Source organism: Pelosinus sp. UFO1, assembly GCF_000725345.1.
Taxonomy (GTDB): Bacteria; Bacillota; Negativicutes; order DSM-13327; family DSM-13327; genus Pelosinus.
In genome coordinates this window covers 2,433,692-2,450,807 of the sequence record NZ_CP008852.1, presented here as the reverse complement: position 1 = coordinate 2,450,807, position 17,116 = coordinate 2,433,692, and the positions used below count along the sequence as shown (strand labels likewise).

Annotated in this window: 23 protein-coding genes; 15 read left to right on the top strand and 8 right to left on the bottom strand. The window is 35.6% G+C overall.

All coding sequences use genetic code 11. The features are described from left to right. Window positions 1–20 precede the first annotated feature (20 nt). The 3 genes from UFO1_RS11480 (at window position 21) to UFO1_RS11470 (ending at window position 2,385) form a co-directional block, all read left to right on the top strand. On the top strand, window positions 21–1,133 hold the full coding sequence (locus tag UFO1_RS11480) for a YbfB/YjiJ family MFS transporter (protein ID WP_236639390.1): 1,113 nt from the start codon (window positions 21–23) through the stop codon (window positions 1,131–1,133). Beyond that, window positions 1,133–1,321: a 4-oxalocrotonate tautomerase family protein gene (locus tag UFO1_RS11475; protein ID WP_038670906.1), complete on the top strand. Its 189-nt coding sequence runs from the start codon at window positions 1,133–1,135 to the stop codon at window positions 1,319–1,321. Before UFO1_RS11480 ends, UFO1_RS11475 begins: the two co-directional genes overlap by 1 nt. Before the next feature lie 479 nt (window positions 1,322–1,800). Beyond that, complete coding sequence (locus UFO1_RS11470) at window positions 1,801–2,385, top strand: tetratricopeptide repeat protein (RefSeq protein ID WP_051788910.1); 585 nt, start codon at window positions 1,801–1,803, stop codon at window positions 2,383–2,385. Window positions 2,386–2,968: 583 nt separating this feature from the next. On the opposite strand, the gene UFO1_RS24765 is transcribed toward UFO1_RS11470, so the two are convergent. Beyond that, the gene (locus UFO1_RS24765; protein ID WP_051788909.1) at window positions 2,969–4,165 is read right to left on the bottom strand and encodes a methyl-accepting chemotaxis protein; all 1,197 of its coding nucleotides are present in this window, start codon (window positions 4,163–4,165) and stop codon (window positions 2,969–2,971) included. A gap of 1,078 nt (window positions 4,166–5,243) precedes the next feature. On the opposite strand from UFO1_RS24765, the gene UFO1_RS11455 reads away from it, so the two are divergent. Next, window positions 5,244–5,897, top strand: a complete 654-nt coding sequence (locus UFO1_RS11455; RefSeq protein ID WP_038670904.1) for a (Fe-S)-binding protein — start codon at window positions 5,244–5,246, stop codon at window positions 5,895–5,897. 324 nt (window positions 5,898–6,221) lie between these two features. On the opposite strand, the gene UFO1_RS11450 is transcribed toward UFO1_RS11455, so the two are convergent. Both UFO1_RS11450 and UFO1_RS11445 read right to left on the bottom strand, forming a co-directional pair. Next, a complete protein-coding gene (locus tag UFO1_RS11450) occupies window positions 6,222–6,758 on the bottom strand; it encodes a hypothetical protein (RefSeq protein WP_038670903.1) in 537 nt (178 codons plus the stop codon). Between the two features lie 199 nt (window positions 6,759–6,957). Beyond that, window positions 6,958–7,404, bottom strand: coding sequence for an ImmA/IrrE family metallo-endopeptidase (locus tag UFO1_RS11445; protein WP_038670902.1), 447 nt, complete (start codon window positions 7,402–7,404; stop codon window positions 6,958–6,960). A 236-nt stretch (window positions 7,405–7,640) separates the two neighbouring features. Here UFO1_RS11445 and UFO1_RS11440 point away from each other — a divergent pair, with 236 nt between their 5' ends. Then, window positions 7,641–7,856, top strand: a complete 216-nt coding sequence (locus UFO1_RS11440) for a hypothetical protein (RefSeq protein ID WP_051788908.1) — start codon at window positions 7,641–7,643, stop codon at window positions 7,854–7,856. A 72-nt stretch (window positions 7,857–7,928) separates the two neighbouring features. Here UFO1_RS11440 and UFO1_RS11435 read toward each other — a convergent pair whose 3' ends face one another. Together UFO1_RS11435 and UFO1_RS11430 are read right to left on the bottom strand one after the other, a co-directional pair. Then, window positions 7,929–8,201: a hypothetical protein gene (locus UFO1_RS11435; protein ID WP_051788907.1), complete on the bottom strand. Its 273-nt coding sequence runs from the start codon at window positions 8,199–8,201 to the stop codon at window positions 7,929–7,931. A 338-nt stretch (window positions 8,202–8,539) separates the two neighbouring features. Beyond that, a complete protein-coding gene (locus UFO1_RS11430) occupies window positions 8,540–9,061 on the bottom strand; it encodes a hypothetical protein (RefSeq protein WP_038670901.1) in 522 nt (173 codons plus the stop codon). A gap of 82 nt (window positions 9,062–9,143) precedes the next feature. Here UFO1_RS11430 and UFO1_RS11425 point away from each other — a divergent pair, with 82 nt between their 5' ends. Beyond that, complete coding sequence (locus UFO1_RS11425) at window positions 9,144–9,632, top strand: ASCH domain-containing protein (RefSeq protein WP_038670900.1); 489 nt, start codon at window positions 9,144–9,146, stop codon at window positions 9,630–9,632. A 29-nt stretch (window positions 9,633–9,661) separates the two neighbouring features. Here UFO1_RS11425 and UFO1_RS11420 read toward each other — a convergent pair whose 3' ends face one another. From UFO1_RS11420 to UFO1_RS11410, 3 genes are all read right to left on the bottom strand, one after another. After that, on the bottom strand, window positions 9,662–10,150 hold the full coding sequence (locus UFO1_RS11420) for a hypothetical protein (protein WP_038670899.1): 489 nt from the start codon (window positions 10,148–10,150) through the stop codon (window positions 9,662–9,664). A gap of 134 nt (window positions 10,151–10,284) precedes the next feature. Continuing rightward, the gene (locus UFO1_RS11415; protein WP_038670898.1) at window positions 10,285–11,238 is read right to left on the bottom strand and encodes a hypothetical protein; all 954 of its coding nucleotides are present in this window, start codon (window positions 11,236–11,238) and stop codon (window positions 10,285–10,287) included. Between the two features lie 190 nt (window positions 11,239–11,428). After that, window positions 11,429–11,923 carry a hypothetical protein gene (locus tag UFO1_RS11410; RefSeq protein ID WP_038670897.1) on the bottom strand — a complete coding sequence of 165 codons (495 nt, stop codon included), beginning with the start codon at window positions 11,921–11,923 and terminating at the stop codon, window positions 11,429–11,431. Window positions 11,924–12,024: 101 nt separating this feature from the next. Here UFO1_RS11410 and UFO1_RS24450 point away from each other — a divergent pair, with 101 nt between their 5' ends. From UFO1_RS24450 to UFO1_RS11380, 9 genes are all read left to right on the top strand, one after another. Beyond that, window positions 12,025–12,186, top strand: coding sequence for a DUF2292 domain-containing protein (locus UFO1_RS24450; RefSeq protein ID WP_071842012.1), 162 nt, complete (start codon window positions 12,025–12,027; stop codon window positions 12,184–12,186). Window positions 12,187–12,257: 71 nt separating this feature from the next. Beyond that, window positions 12,258–12,392, top strand: a complete 135-nt coding sequence (locus UFO1_RS25990) for a hypothetical protein (protein ID WP_256380543.1) — start codon at window positions 12,258–12,260, stop codon at window positions 12,390–12,392. 83 nt (window positions 12,393–12,475) lie between these two features. Further along, complete coding sequence (locus UFO1_RS25740) at window positions 12,476–12,787, top strand: DUF1492 domain-containing protein (protein ID WP_236639389.1); 312 nt, start codon at window positions 12,476–12,478, stop codon at window positions 12,785–12,787. A gap of 641 nt (window positions 12,788–13,428) precedes the next feature. Beyond that, window positions 13,429–13,581, top strand: a complete 153-nt coding sequence (locus UFO1_RS25195) for a hypothetical protein (protein WP_158442797.1) — start codon at window positions 13,429–13,431, stop codon at window positions 13,579–13,581. A 614-nt stretch (window positions 13,582–14,195) separates the two neighbouring features. Next, the gene (locus UFO1_RS11400) at window positions 14,196–14,423 is read left to right on the top strand and encodes a cupin domain-containing protein (protein WP_051788905.1); all 228 of its coding nucleotides are present in this window, start codon (window positions 14,196–14,198) and stop codon (window positions 14,421–14,423) included. A gap of 375 nt (window positions 14,424–14,798) precedes the next feature. Further along, window positions 14,799–14,924, top strand: a complete 126-nt coding sequence (locus tag UFO1_RS25985; protein ID WP_256380542.1) for a hypothetical protein — start codon at window positions 14,799–14,801, stop codon at window positions 14,922–14,924. A 2-nt stretch (window positions 14,925–14,926) separates the two neighbouring features. After that, a complete protein-coding gene (locus tag UFO1_RS24065) occupies window positions 14,927–15,538 on the top strand; it encodes a right-handed parallel beta-helix repeat-containing protein (RefSeq protein ID WP_051788904.1) in 612 nt (203 codons plus the stop codon). A 15-nt stretch (window positions 15,539–15,553) separates the two neighbouring features. Beyond that, on the top strand, window positions 15,554–15,712 hold the full coding sequence (locus UFO1_RS11385; RefSeq protein ID WP_236639388.1) for a hypothetical protein: 159 nt from the start codon (window positions 15,554–15,556) through the stop codon (window positions 15,710–15,712). Window positions 15,713–15,810: 98 nt separating this feature from the next. Further along, window positions 15,811–16,956, top strand: a complete 1,146-nt coding sequence (locus UFO1_RS11380) for an acyltransferase (protein WP_071842011.1) — start codon at window positions 15,811–15,813, stop codon at window positions 16,954–16,956. Window positions 16,957–17,116 lie beyond the last annotated feature (160 nt).

The following is a 17,116-nucleotide window of genomic DNA, read 5'->3' as shown; positions in this document are numbered from 1 at the left end:
TTGTAGGTGGAATTTGCGCCTTGAGCTTAGCCATGGGGATTTCGAGATTTGGGTTTACGCCAATTATTCCGCTGATGCAAAGGGATATTGGAGTAACCGAATGGGATATCGCAGTTATGGCTTCTGCAAATTATCTAGGCTATCTGATTGGGGCCTATATCTCACGAAAACAGTGGATCAGAAAGTATATCCGAATCTGGTTAGGTGGAGGAATACTTACCAGTATTGTTTTACTGATAGCTATGTCACTCACGTTAAATATTTTACTTTGGTCTTTACTAAGGTTAGTTTCAGGGTTTCTTAGCGCAATTTTATTTGTCGTTGCCTCAAGCGTTACTCTGGGGCAAGGACGAAGTGATTGGGCAGGATATCTTTATGGTGGAGTTGGTATTGGCATTGCGTTTACTGGAATATTTGTACCCATGTTTGATATTGTAGGTGGTTGGACAGCCACCTGGCAGGGATTAGCACTGGGAGGAAGTATCTTTGGAATTGTCGCGTGGTATACTCTATCGAAAGCGTCGTGCCCTGAAGCTGGGAAGTCAGGCCAGATACGAATCCAAGATAAGTTTGTAAGGGATTATGAGTGGTACGTTCTTCTCATCAGTTACGGACTTGAGGGTATTGGCTATATCATTACAGCCACATTCATTATACAAATGATAAAATCAATGCCTGAACTCAGTCATATTGCAAACCAAAGTTGGATATTAATTGGCTTGGCGGCAGCCCCCTCGACATATCTTTGGGCGCAAATTGCTAAAAAGACAAGTATAACAGTGAGCTTGAGGCTGGCTTATGGGGCGCAGGCTCTGGGAATTCTTCTGCCAGTTATAATTCCGAGTCAAGTTAGTACTATGGTAGGAGGTGCTTTATTTGGTGGAACCTTTATGGGGATAACCAGTTTAACAATTACCTTGGCATCCAGAGTAAAGCCGAAAGCTCAATTACAGGCTATCGGAGAATTGACAACCGTATATGCCTTAGGGCAGATCGTAGGACCTATTGTCGCAGCGTATCTTCAAAAAAACTTCAACATCTTAGCTCCTAGCTTTTTTGCTGTTGTGATGTTAATACTTGCTTTACTAGTGCTGATGACATCAGCTATAAATAAGAAGGGTGGTGATGCATAATGCCATATGTAAACATAAAGATTACCAAAGAAGGAGCCACACCCGAACAAAAGGCACTGTTGATTCAGGGAGCAACTCAACTTCTAGGAAAAAATCCGAAGACTACCGTTGTCGTGATTGATGAAGTAGATACGGATAATTGGGGAATAGGTGGAGAAACTGTTACTTCCCTGAGGAAAAGAAAATGAGAAATAACGAATAGTGTGTGCTATCAATCCTATTGTACGACATTGGCAATTTCATTCTTTTTTAGTTAAATTATAAATATATAGCATAATGGAGGATTATGTTTGTAATCATTTTTTAAGATATTAAATGCGAGAAGATTTCATGATAGACCTGGTAAGCGCGAAAAACAAGAAGAAAGACACAGCCTATCCATTAATGGAGCAAGGCTGTGTCTTTCTTATTTAAGTAACTATCAACCTTACGGCCTACAAACCTTAAAAGGCACAAACCCCGCATTTATAGCCTCATCTCTATTATCATAAAATACCTTATGACCTGGCGACATCATCCTAACATACCTACAGCCAGCATAATGAAACTTACCTGTATTAGAGTTCGCTTGATATTTTGTTTTTTGTAATTAAAGGTTAATTTATGGACTATATGTAATAGCTTAGTTATGCAGCATGATTACATATCTAAATGGAGGTTTTTTTGCATGTTTAATTTAATACCACACAAATTAGTTACTAGCATTATTATATTACTAATGTTACTTCTAACTTTTCCTGTATTCGCCGCTAAACAAGAACTGACTGCCGAACAATGGTTTATTAAAGGTGTGGAGTATAGTGATAATAAAGATTATGATAATGCTATATTAGCCTATAATGAAGCAATTGCAAAACAGAGCGATCCAATTATTATTCAAGGCCTTTACTGGAAGAGAGCGTTTACCTATTTTGAACAGCAAAAATATGATCTATCTATAAAAGATTATAGCAAAGTAATCGAGTTAAACAATACAGAATTTTTCAATATAACAGCTTATAACCGTCGTGGTTGGGCATATTACATAATCGGTGAATATGACCTTGCAATAGATGACTATAATAAAGCTCTTCAAATTAACCCTCAATATGCGATCGCTTACAATAATCGAGGAGTTGCTTATGAATTTAAAGGACAATACGATCTTGCTCTAGCAGACTATAATAAATGTATTGAACTTAACAACGATAAAACGGCGACGCAGTGGGCTTATAAAAATCAACAACGTTTATTAATAAAATATACAAAATAAATTAAAGAACCTCTCTTTTTATTGGTGCAATAGCATCAGCAGCACAATCATCTAAATGAGCAATTTGAATAGGGATCGCTATCTGATGAGAGAGGGCAGGGGGAGGAAATATGGAGGTAAAATTGACCGCAACACATAAGACTAGAAAGCTTATATCAGTCGTTTAAGATTAATTAGGGAGAACCGTATCATTTATATAGGAATGTTTGTGACGATGCTAATTATAGTTAGTTTTCTCAAGAGTCTTGGAGTCCGTGTTAGTTCTAGACATAAAATCGAACGGAAAAACAGTAGTTTCATTCCGGCTATCATCGCTGCAAGCTAGCTTGTGCGGAATTTTGTATATCAGAGCGAACATTATAGTGATGGTGTATAAGGAAGCTATGTCAGAAGTAATTGAATAAATTAAGCTAGTATATAAGAGAAGTAGGGAGTTAAATTGCTCCCTGCTTCTCTTATATACTAGCTTAAATCTTTAGGATCAAAATTCTCGCGATTTACATAAAAAGTACTTACCCTTTGCTACACTCTAAATGTGTGCTGACAAGGTTAGTCGCCGACCAGAGCGATAGGATACAACTATTTATACATTTACTGTGGTTTTCAGTTTGCTAGCAATTTGAACAATGGTTTCAGCTATAGCAATATTTTGGGCTGCACTGTGTGATTGTTCTCCTGTGATTTCGATTAATCCTTTGGTAGAGCCGATACTTTTAACCATTTTGTTTTTTACGGTACTTACAGAATCTAATATTTCATAACCAGTTGAAGCAAGTTCAGAAGTATTTGCAGCTACTTGATGTATTTGCCCTCTAAGTTGTTCTACTAAAGATGATATATGCTTAAAGAAGTCACCTGAACGTATAATGACTTCATTGCCTCGTTCTACTTCTGTGGCACCTTGGAGCATCAACTGAATAGTTTCCCCTGTTTTAGATTGAATTTCACTCACAATCAAGGTTATCTTCTGAGCAGCAGACTGTGATTGTTCGGCCAACTTACGTACTTCTTCCGCAACCACTGCAAAGCCTCGTCCGTGTTCACCTGCGCGGGCTGCTTCTATGGCTGCATTCAATGCCAATAGATTCGTCTGCCTAGAAATAGCAGTAATGACTTCCACAATCTCACCAATTTGTTCTGAATTATTCCCTAATTCTTGTACCGTTTTAGCTGATTGTTTCACTGCATTATTGATTACCATCATTTGTTGGGTAGCCGATAGTACTGCTTGATTCCCAGCTGAAGCACTTGACATTGTTACTTCGAATTTTTCTGAAGCTTCTGCCATAGCAACAAATATGTTATCAATGATTTCTACCATTTTTTCTGCAATTGTCATGGCCTGAGCAACTACAATGATTTGCGAATCTGTGTCATTCGATATTTGGTTAGCATTGGTAACTACTTGTCGATTTGTCTGTAATGAGCAGTCCATACTTAACAAAAGTTTTTCGCTTATAGTATCTAATTGAAGAGAGTATTCTATAAGTGATGCCTTGATTTCTTGCCCCGCAGCCGAGACTGCTTTTTTTTCAACAATTGTTGGTATTGTGTTTTCTTTTGTAGCTCTTTGCTGATACAAAACGACCAACATAAGTATCGTTAATAGTAAAACAAAACCACTTAATACGCTGGATGTGAAAGATGCAAAAATATTAATGCCATGGATCACTATCATTATTAATAAGTAGGCTGACAATAGCCATTGATGACGTTTATTATCGGCAAGGAAAGACGATTTTCTGATTGTGTAATGTTCTTCAGATTGATATTGTGACATGACGTAATACCTCCATACTCTTATTCCTTGGCATAAATCTCTGAAAGGGGGCATATGGAAAAAAACTTTACATCTTTATTTAAAGATTCTTCTAATGTGTCCATGCCATTTTATACAATAAATGGCCTCGTTTTAATATCTACTCATAATATCTTGATTTCGCTCCTTCTTCTATTATTACATTTCCATAATAATGCAACTTTTGTGCCAAATATAATATACGCCGGAAAAACAGGTAGTACTAACTGGGCCACTAAGAAAAAGCACCATCATTGATATTGTAGTGTCGGCGCTTTCATCATTTTAGTATTTGTAGTTAAATGGCAGATGCGCGGATTTTCTATGTTTTTCGGTAGTAGAATTTCTGACAACTGGTGCAAAATATAAAAAATACGCTAAGATTATCTTGGGATCTGTTGAAAATAAAAAAATACACTTATCGCCTATCTACTATACACATCATCTAATTAGTATAGATTTCCACCTTATACGCATCATATAGTCGCCATAGACTCATAAGAATATGAAAAATATATATAATCTCATCCTCGTTTAGCGCAATATTATAGAACTTTACTAACTCGCAATATTTTTATTAATACACTTAATTTCAAAGTAATACACTTTATTAAGTTGCTTTTTGAGCTATTCAAGGACGGTCCTTGACTTGAATGCGATTAGAATAATCCGCCGTTATAAATGATACGGAGAACCGTATCACTGGTAACGGCGAAAAAAACTATAAGAAAGACACAGCCCATCCATTAGTGGAGTAGTGCTGTGTCTTTTTGTTTTACTCATTTTTACATATTGTTGCAAAATAGGTTTTTTTCTCAAAGATTGGCAGGATAAAGGCGATGAAGCGTTAAATCATGACTGAGATCAAAGAGTATGCTGACAATAATGATTTTGTTTAATGTACATATTAATCAAATCCAGCTTTCAGTGAGTCTGTTAAAAAGTTAACTGAAGAACAAATTTTTTAGCACAAAATTACTCGATGAAATATAGGAAGATTTATAATTTCATTTCCTGTAAAATATGTCTGTACTAGAATTATTGTTGGAGGGGGATTGTAATGCAACAAGTTTATGCACCAGGTTGTGCATTTATGATTTATAAGTCGGAGCTTGCTAGAAAAGTATTAGATTTTTTAAATAAGGATTTAGGCGATATTCCTGAACATCTGATTTGTTGTAGACATGAACCTAATCTCGAAAGTGGCATACAGGTAATTAACACCTGTGGAGGCTGTGACAGGCGATATAGAGAGCTTTATGATGGGATATCTACCATATCGCTTTGGGAGATATTAGCTGAAAGTAAAACATTTTCATTTCCTGACTATAACGGTATGAATATGTCCATACATGATGCCTGTCCTACACGCACCGAGGAAAGGGTACATTCTGCAATTAGAAAACTCCTTGAAAGAATGAATATAAAAATTATTGAACCAGAAAATACTCGTACTAAAGCAATCTGCTGTGGCGACAGTTTTTACGGAATTTTGCCTGTGGAGCTTGTAAAAGAACAGATGAAAAAACGCTCAAATGATATACCTTGTGATAATGTGGTGGTTTATTGCATTTCATGTATCAAAGCAATGCATATCGGAGGTAAAAAGCCACGCTACATCGTAGACCTTTTGTTTGGAGAGGAAACTGGAATTGGTACATTTGAGCCTGATGCATGGCACTATGAATTACAAAAATTCATAGATGAACATTGACCACGAGAAAATCTATGAAAGAACCTATATGCTGGTTGTATAAAGGAAAGTGTACTAAGAACGAAAATCTCAGAGTAATTGCTGATTCTTTTTTGTACTTACTAGACATGTGATGTCAATAATTGCTCAAAGGAAAGACATAGCACATCCATTAGTGGAATAGTGCTGCGTCTTTTTTTTATTTTCTCATGTATCCACTTAACTCCACAATCCCTTCCTCACGCACATACCTGCCAGAACCGGAACCGACAACAATCTTAACCTGTGGAATAGAGCATATTCAAAACAAAAGCCTGCATCTAATAATGAAGTAGGCTGCCCTTTTTAGTTATTGCTGATAACGTGTCCATTTGAAGTCAGATCTACTGTAAAAAGGTTTTTATTTGAAAAGTAATAAATACTTAATTTGTGTTGAAAAGAATAAATATGAAATTGATCAGCTTTTTGAGGACCATCTTTACGAAACTGAATATGTTCTGATGAATCCGAATTAAGATGCTCTTCCGTTACAAATGTCCATCCATTTTTCTTCGCTTCTTCAATATAGAAGGCACGAATTTCTCTATAGCTTTTATTAGTTTTATAGCTGCCTTGACTATATGCTAGAGTACGTTTATGAGAACTCGCATAATGTTGTAGTGCCGTTCCTGATAAAGTAGTGAGAAGACCAAACTCTTTTCCCAAAAGTTCTTCTGCCATTATTCCTGGGGTCGGTGGTGGGGCGGGTAGTTGCGGAATAATATAATAATGATAAAAGAGTAATCCAGTAAATAAAATGAACGTAACAAGTAATCCATAAGTAAAATACCATTTATCCTTTTTAATATAATGAATAGTATCTTTCCAATTAGGTAAATACATTTGAATCACTCCCATGCGTCGTGTGACAGATATAAGACTGCTTTTGTCTTAATTGTATTGTTAAGTCCACCGTTTTTAGGCTAAAGTTTTGCTACTTTATGATTTCAATAAATATTGTTACTTATAGGATACAGTATCACGGCAGGAATTACCTCATCTAAAAGATATACATCCCTTAAAATAAAACACAGCCTATCTATTAGTAGTGCTGTGTCTTTGCTATGTTATTCTTCATATAATCAACCAACTCAACAATCCCTTCCTCACGCGCATACCTACCAAGATCATTGTCATAATCAGATCTGCAACTTTCTTCATCAAACAACAGCTGCCACGCAAACTCATTTGCCTCACGTTCAAAGCGCCCAGGAGAGAAGAAGGTATGCTCAATCATAAAGTAATAACCCCAACCTTTGTGAAGTAGGGCATGTGCTAATTCATGAGCGCAAGTTTGTCGTTGTTTGTATGGCTCTAACTCACTATTAATCACAATGAATTTGCGTCTAAGAACACGATCATAAAAGCCATGAATATGTAATGGTAAAGAAGTTAATCTAATTTCTATTTTGAAATACTCTGCAAGTTCATAAGGGTTACGGGTGTTATACTTTTTAACTAAGTTCCTTACACGACGTTTAATATCCATAGAATCCTCCGACAAAAAGAACTAATGTTCGACGATAGGGTATCAGATCTACGTGATATTAAAAACATTGGCCGTGACTATAAAAATCCCTGCCGGTTATTAGGTTAAGATGAACATAACTCTGGAAAACAAATGCATAATAAATACTTTGCGACATATAGTTTATTCTGTAGCTTGGAAAATCTGAGTCAAACTAAAATACTAAAGATGAAATCTAAAAGGAGATGGGGTTGAAAATGAGACGGTTTGTTCTTGTATTGGTACTTGTGGCAATTCAACATATTTGCTCCCCTGGAGAAACACTGCAGTCATTAGCAGAGGAGTATTGTCCAGGTAGTCGAATTCGGCAAGTAGCTGAGTTCCGTGAGGGGATTCGGGAGCTGAATTACGATGCGATAGGAGAAAATGATGTGTGGGCGGGGCTGGTTTTGGAAATAAATAGGTGGGAGTGATACTTATTATTAGAGCGTGAGAAATAAAAGAAAAAGCCCGAAGGCTTTCTAATAGTAAATAAGTATGGAATACTAACGTGGACAGCAACCTTGTCTAGGCCAACAAGCTTTCCAAGGCCAACAATTCCCTCTAGGCCAGCATGACTGTCTGGGCCAACAGAAGTATCTAGGCCAACAACCATTATACTGATGATGATGATCATTATACCAGCAGTCTTGCCTAGGCCAGCATGACCAAGAATGACGATAACCACTAGTATTATACCCTAGTCCGAATTCATTTCTATCGTTTAGGTCTTCTCTCCACTCTTCAATATCAGGATCTCCCCATTTATGATAATCCATATTATACTATCACCTCCTAATTGCTCATAGAAAGATATTTATACATAATATGATCTTTGGTAAATAAGAGTGATTAGCCGAGCATATAAGAAATAGCCCTCCTAAGGAGAGCTTAATGGCCTTTAAATATCTTGCAGATTAACCATATAATCACGACAGTTGCTACCGGAGTAAGCATGAGCAGGATTGAATTTTGAATGAATTCAATAACCAATATAATCTCCCCCTGTACCCATTGTATTCATAGCGATCATCGCACAGAACATTAGGATAAGCATCATATAAGGATGGTAGGAGTGAGGTTATATTTGGGAGGGCAGGTTTAAACGTGGTTAAATTTAATCCTCATTATCCTTAAGGGGCTTGCTGGCAACAGGTTGTACGTTTTGTGAAAATTTTAATATTTGAAACGGACTAGCATCGCCTTCCTGCCAAAGTTGATACCAATATAAGATGATGGCGTTTCCAGTAGCCACAAGAAACAATTGAAAACTAGTAATATCATACAACTCTAAAATGCCTCGATTGACAAGCCATTTATCCATGGGACCTGTGAGTATGAAGTCAATAACTGCGTTTGTGGCAAGAAACAACCAAAAGCGTTTATAAGTGAACTTGAAAATCCAAATAATCCCGATAAGAAAAGAGCCATAATTAAATATCGGCATATTTACAAGCGGGAAAACAGTTTCTTTAGTCGCCCACCAATGCAAAGTTATCCCCATCTCTATTACAATCGTGGCTACAAGACCGCCAAACAAGGCAACAGGCATATAACGTTTGAGTTCTGTTTTCTTTAGAAAAAGAACAGATAACCAAGAAAGTACGAAACTTGCCCATAATAACGTCTGATTACTCATTTAAATCAACCCCTAGAAAATTACGTATATTTAATTGTTGGTTTGTTCCACAATAAATATACGTTTAAAGGAGGAAGATATATTGAAAGCAATAACCATCCTGCAGCCGTGGGCGGGACTAATCCCAGCGGGTGCAAAAACAATAGAGACTAGATCATGGTCAACAAAATATAGAGGTCCAATAGCCATCCATGCAGCTAAGGACCAAGATAAAAAGAATGAGCGCATTAGACATATTGTTTTCAGAGCTGAAAGATTAGGGGTAATAGTTCCTGAATTGCACTTTGGAGCTGTCATAGCTATAGCGGATTTAACTAATTGCCTTAAAGTAATAGGGAAAATATCGCTCAAAATAGGTGATGAAAAAAGAGTGGCTGTTGTCTTAGAAAATGACATAAAGATTATGGGAAATGAGCTGGAATTTGGTGATTACACGATTGGCCGTTATGCCTGGTTACTCAAAAACATCAAAGCAATAGACCCAATACCAGCTAGAGGGCAGCAACGTATTTGGAATTGGGGGGGAGATGGTATGAGAGCTAGACTGAAAGAGATAAGGGCTAGAGTTTAAAAGGTGACTGATGGGACATGGATAGTTAATTATTGTAGTACTTTGAGGCTAGACACTATTTCGGAAATAACTTTGCGATCTGTTTCCAGATTATCATAATTGCCATTAGTCCAAATCATATAGAAGCGTTGATCTTTATAAAAGTCATAATTAAGTAGATATTTTTCCTTTATATTGTCTGAGTTTTTTTCAACATATAATGAAAATCTTGCATCCAGATTATCAATATGTAAATTCCCACTTTGCTCTAAATATCTATTAAAAAGTGGATAATCTTTTTCTATTCCAGCCACTTTTTCATCAAGCGAGATTTGCTGCTGAGCATATGGACAAATTAATATGCTACTTGTTCCATTGGGAGATGTAATTCTAATAGAAGTTGGAATGTAAACCGTATTCCAACTCTCTGGAACTATGATACAAAAATAGCTGTTTTGATATTTAATTCCTTGTTCAGCATTAACGACATTTGATAATAAACCTAAAATTAGTAATAAGAAAAAAAATATTCGTTTCAAATAAAAAAACCCTTTTGGGACCATTATATCCAATATTAACTAAAAATGACAGGCATATGGCAATGACTAAAGAAGAACTAGCGGAGATTCGTGGGCGGGATAAGGAAAAACCAGCAACGAGTGCTGGTGGAAGGTCACTTAAGTATTTTTATGCTAGATATTATCTTATCAAAGGTTTTGAGATCAGTTTCTAAATCATCGTAATTCCCTGTACTCCAAATATAATAGACATTTTGATCACCATATACATAACAGTTTATATAATAAGATTTGACTCCTTTGGGATTATAGCCAGAATATATTAGCAATCTTGCTTCTCGATTGTCGATATATAGGTTTTGACTATCTTCTAACTGAATAGATTCTTTTTCCGTACGCTTTATCCTATCAATATATTCATTAAGACTTTCTTGGATCATAGGAAAGAATGTTATGGTTACTTTAGGTAATTCATTAGGGGAGATACCGCTTGTTGCCAAATTGCGAAACGATTTTACAGTCCAATCTTCTGGGAAATCAACAGTAAAGATATTAGTAATTCCATGTATGTTTTCTTGTTTATTTAGTAGTTTACAACTATCTATTATATCGTTAATAGTTAGCTGATCAGTTTCTAAATCATCGTAGTTGCCATCAAAAATAAATGAATAGATATATTCGTTATATTGACATTTATATTCAAGATGGTAGGTCTTTTTAAAGGGTGGATGCTCTTCGATAGAATATAATATTCGTCTCGCTTCATGATTGTCTATGTAAAGGCTACTACTTTCTTGTAATCTAATGTCTAAACCTGATCGGCTATATAATAAAACTTTATCTTTTTCACTACGAACTACCATGTCATCAAGGCTTTTAAAATCTTTTATATTACTAATTGGCAATGCATAGATATATACCGAAGATGAATGGTTAGGCAAAATTAGGTTTATAAAGCTAATCTTATAATCTCTCTCTTTCACTTCCCAAGTCTCAGGAAATGTAACTATAAAAGAATCATCAACTTCGTAAGTTATTCCTTTTTGGGCAAATCCAATAGTTGAGAATGTAAATAATAATGCCAATGTAAATAAGATAATACGTTTCAAATAATCATCTCCTTCTTTACTATTATACTAAAATTAACCAAATGATAGGAGAGCAAGCATAATGACTAAAGAAGAAATAGCGGAGATTAAATGGAGAGTAGATAAGTGAAAAGAACCTACAGTGATGGTAGGCGTGAGGTTATTATGGGGAGGTAAAGAAAAATACCCAGCATGTACTGGGTAGGTTGAATTAATAGAGGAACTTAAAGGTGGACATAATCTGGTCAAAAGTACTTTGATCTTCATCTAGTTGGCCAAGCTCACCTTCACCCGTTACCACAAAGATAACCCCTTTTTTATAGAAAGTGTATTGTATTCTATACGTTGATTTTTTATCATCGAAAGATATGATTCGTAAGGCATCTCGGTTATCAATCACTATGTGGTGATTATCTTTTACCGTGTTTGTTTCTCCAACAATAGCGGTTGCAAATTCTTCTTCCTCTTTCTTCGAAGAAAAAGGATCTTCTTTGTTTGCAACATCTATGTAAATTTTAAAAGTAGAATGGCTAGGTGCAGTTGCTCCGAATATGGCTCCATGAACTTGGTTGCTTTGCCATTCGTTGGGCAATGTGATGCGGAATGTATTGTGGAATCGATCCTCATATACACTTCCCTCAGATGCAAAAGCACAAGTTGTTATAAATACCATTAGCAATAGAATGAGCAATAATATACGTTTCAAATAAAACATCTCCTTTAAATCAATAAGCTTCCATAATTCCACTAGTATATCGGTAAATATTTACTATTTCTTAAGTTATTAAGGGGTTGAAGGAGGCGCGAATGACATTAAGTAATGAACTCATCGCTCAAATAAAAAAAGTACAAGACCAGTTAGATTCCCTCAAATATGGGAACGTAGATTTTATAATCCAAAACGGTGAAGTCACCCGAGTCGATATACGTCAGAGTATCCGGCCGGAGAAAAAAAGAATAATTGGCTGACCGAAGAACGGAAGCCGGCACTACCTGATTACCAGGAGTGTCGGCATTTTATTTTGTGGGGGGCATGAAAAATGAACAAAGAATTAATTGTTAAAATTGCAGCTGAAGCGGCCGTAAATGCAGCTATGAATTATCTTGCGCAACAGAGCTTAAAAAAGAAAAAATCCCGTCATGATAAAAGACTGAGAAAACAAAGTTGCTTTTAAAGCACTACCCACTTTTAAAAGAGCATTGCAGAGAATCTGTATTTGATTTACCGAAGGCTATCACTACTGAAAGGGTTGTAGATGTGCTTGATTCTCTAGAATGTTATAGCAGTGATATTTACATTGAGTCTATTAAAAAAAGTGTAACCAGGACCTATATCATCCTTGCTCATATTGATCAGATGTTAAAGTTATATAAGATTTATTGTGAGACATCTGGGAAGGTTGAGGATGAGCGGAGGTATCGCATTATACAGGCTGTTTACTTTGATGGACTCAAACTAGCGGATTTATGTGAGAGTGAAGGGATAGATGAAAGTACCTACTATCGTGACATTCGTGAAGCTTGCTCAAAGCTAAGTGCTTTAATCTTCGGCATTGATGGCATTTCTTAGATGCGAAAAACATGACAGTGACATGCGAGTTCACATGAGATAAAATGATATTAGTAAAATTTATAAGTAATTACATGAGAAGGATCTGCAGACTAATTATCTGCTACCTTCTCTTTTATTTTAATAGTTAAGAGGGATATCATAGAAACATGGAAAGTGATTAACAGATGGCTTTTTTTACATAAAAGAAGTCATAGAATTATGTACTTACTCATAACTATTATTAAAACCTTTTGTAGTATAAAAGTGAAAAAAAGTTCAATTGGTATTATGTGGGATTGTCGGTATTTGCTATACGTGAATGTTTTACTTTAGTACCATATTATGGTAATATATAAGTGTAACCCTTGTAATATATCTCTAAAATTACATTAGGAGGTGGGTTCATGGGGGAGTGGATTATGATAGGATACTAACATTAATCGCGACCCTCTTGGGAATACTAACAATGAGTATTGATTTTTATGAGAAAATAACAAGCAAAAGAAGATCTACAACAAAACGCCGAACCTATATTAGAAACTAAGCCAATGTGCTCTTTTTTAGATAAAAGACGTATGGTAAATGTTGGATATGTCAATACTGTAATTAATTAGACTATTATTAACTAATGCGCATATTATAATGTTGGAGGTGTAGCTATGATTTTTTATTTAACCTTGCTAAATATTGGTTTGACAGGGGTAAATACTCTAATAACTTCTTGGTGCGTAAGTATACCCAATATAGTAGTTTCAGTTATTATTATTACATTAGCTACCAAGAACTTATATAATAGGTACGTTAGTGATTAAATATGAAGGTATTCTTATGCGCAAAACATTCTAAATAGAGAGCACTTCAAATTTTGAGGCTCAACACTCAAGCATCCTTCGGGGTGCTTTTTATTATCTAATGTTCTCCCCTCAGTACTGGGGCAGTTTTGTTAAGAATCAAATAGTTAGGAGCCTTTTCACTTAAATTACATATTATATATAGAATAATGTGTAAAAGAGGTGAAGAAATGAACGATTTTGAATCCAATCGTGATTGTAAAAAGTGTCATAAGTGTCATAAATGCGAGTGGGAGTGCGAGTGCGACTCCTTCGACTCTTGCGACTCCAGTGACTCCTGTGATTCTTGTGATTCTTGCGACTCCAGTGACTCTTGTGATTCCTGTGATTCCTGATTGATAAAAGTGTACTTCTAAAAGAAATAAAATTGTGATTATCAAGCATCCTTCGGGGTGCTTTTTATTATCTAATACCATCCATATAAAGGTAATTTCACAGGACAAGTAGCCGTAAAACTTACTGGCACATTAACTTTCGAATAGAGTAAGTCCAATTGTGTTATAAGAGAATTAATTGGATATTTACCAATGGCACTTTTTCATTTATCATTTGTTTCATATTAGTCAAAAATCATAATGGAATTTAGTGAAGATGTTGAACTACCCGAACACTCTCATGAATTTCAATGGGGTATCGTCTTAGAAGGAAAAATTGATCTAACAATTGATGGAGTAAAGAAAACATTTGTCAAAGGTGACCGTTATTTTATTTTCGAAGGAGTTAGACATTCCGGCAAAATTTACGCTGGTTATGCCGATATGACTTATTTTGATCAAAAATCTCGATATAAGATAAAAAAATAGTAAGCTAGTTTAGAAATCCAGGTAGCGTAAAGCTTCCTGGATTTTAAGCTTTTCTCTTTATCAATGTAAGAGGGAAAGATAGAGGGTGGACGCGCTAACGTCCACCCCTTTTTCTGGGCACTCCCAGCAGGAGATAGTAGGCTACACTGTGGCCACAGATCTTCTCCAACTACTATCTCGTATCCATTTTAAACCATGGATGGGGGTGTCGGCAAACGACGAAACGAACAAGTGTTCGACTGCAAATAAGAATAGCTTACTAATGCAACACCAAGCTTCGATTTGCGAAGGAATTCAAGATTTCTAATTAAAAACGGTAGACTAACAGAAGGTAGTGAAGCCGCCTTAACGGAATATGCTTCATCGGTGGAGGGAGTGGAAAACGCACACAAGTTTCTCCTCCTGGAAGCGGAGGCACTGGAAACAGAGAACAGCCTTGGGCTTGAAAAAGAAAAGGCCAGGGTCGATATTGACATTAAGCCGCTTGCAGAACCAGAATAATTATGGCAGGAAACGCTGTAATCCAAGCTATCCCTAATAATTCAGATACTTATGCTGTTTTTAACCTGTCAAATGTTGAGAATGTAGTTATTGCCGGTGGCACAATAAAGGGAGAATGGGGGCACTGTATAAAGATCATTGAAGGGTGTAACAACATAAAAATAGATTCTGTCATTACTCAGGATGGTTGGGGAGATGGCATCTATTTGGGCAGTAATATGACTATAAATTATCTAAAAAACGTTTTGGTAACAAATGTAATTTCTACTAACAATAGGCGACAGGGCTTATCAATTGTGTCGTGTGATGGTGTTATAATTCGGGATTCAGATTTTACAAACCAGAATGGTACAGCACCAGAATCCGGAATCGGAATCGAGCCAAATCACTGGGAAACTCATAAAGGCATAGCACCTAAGAATATCATAATAGAAAATTGCTTATTATCCGGGAATATGGAAAAGGGTTTTATGCTGCGTTTGAATGGTCTGAAACGAAAGGTTTTTATTCTTGTAATGGTATCGCTTGCAAACCTATTGGATAACTCTATGGGGCTTAATCATATGTTTAGGACTATGATGATTTTTGGGATTTTCAACATCTTCTACTACTAAAATAGATGTTACTGAATGGCGAATGTTCAAGCTAGGCTAATCGCTAATCAAAAACTGGAAAAACAAGCAAAAATAAATGCAGAAGAGATGAAGAAAGAAAAATCCTCCCGCAAGAAGGAACGTATTGGATGTATAGTTGGTACTGCTGCAGGAGGATATTTGCTAACACGTTAGTAATACACAAAGGCCGCCTAGCTCTTTATGAGTTTGGCGGCCTTTGTGTATGCTTGGGTAGTAAATACTTGTCTAGTTTGTTATAATATGTCTATAAAGTGAGGTGCATAGTTATAGCAACTAGAATTCATCAATTAGACGCACTACGGGGTTTGGCATCGTTTTCAGTTGTTCTTCACCATTGCCTGCTTGTATTCCCATTATTTCTTGCAGCTAACTTTCATGAAGGTATCATACCTATTGTTTCTTTCTTAACCTATTCGCCGTTGCATTTATTTTGGGCTGGGCATGAAGCCGTTATTCTATTCTTTATACTAAGTGGATTTGTATTATCTCTTCCTTATTTTCAAGAAAATCAACAAAAATATTTCAAATACATTATAAAGAGGATTTTCCGTATATACATCCCATATGTAGTCTCTCTAATAATTTCGGCATTGTTATTACAAATATTATCTGAACATGGAATAGTCAGTCTTAGTAAATGGTTTAATGCAATGTGGAAAAGTATCCCCGACTTTGCGGGTTGGTTAGGTTTATTGCTTATGGTAAGCACAGATGAAACACACAATATCAACACTGTAACATGGTCTCTTGTGTACGAGATGCAAGTTTCAATTATATTCCCCTTATTGGTATACCTCGTCAAAAAGGCAAATTGGAGAATAGTCTTATGTATTTCTATTTTACTAATATTTCATAAGTCGCATTTAGTACATTTTTCATCTTTCTTTATAATGGGATGTTTATTGGCTAAGTATCACTATTCTATTTCTTCATATATAGCTAATTCAAAAAAAGCAATGAATTTCACATTTTCTATTGTTGGATTAATTTTTTACCTTTTTGAATGGTTAATTCCTTTTAATTTAAGTCATAATGTTCTTGATCTTTTAACAGGAATTGGGGCATCTATTTTTATTGCACTATCATTAGGAGACGATAAAGTAAAAGGATTTTTGTTAAAACCCAAATTAATATATCTTGGTAAAATCTCATATAGTTTATATTTAGTACACCCGATAGTCCTACTGACTGCAATTTATTCTCTTAAAGATTTTTTTCCTATTTACGCCATTGTAGCTATGGTTCCGCTAATATCTATTGTTGTTGCGCATTTTTATAACAAGTTTATTGAAAATCCCGCGATAGCATTAGGTCGCAATTTTATTCGAAGCAAATATGTTGACTTAGATATCTATAGAGAGTGTGTAAAGGGTAGCGCAAAAAAGATTGAAGAATAGAAGTTATCTATTTAAGCGCCGCCTTACCTTAATTGGTAGGGCGGTGCTTTTTTATTTTACAAACAATTACAGCAATATTTAATATTTATAATTTACACAATTGCGCCTTTTAACGGAATACACTTTTAAATTTACAATGATTATCAAAAAGTATATATTT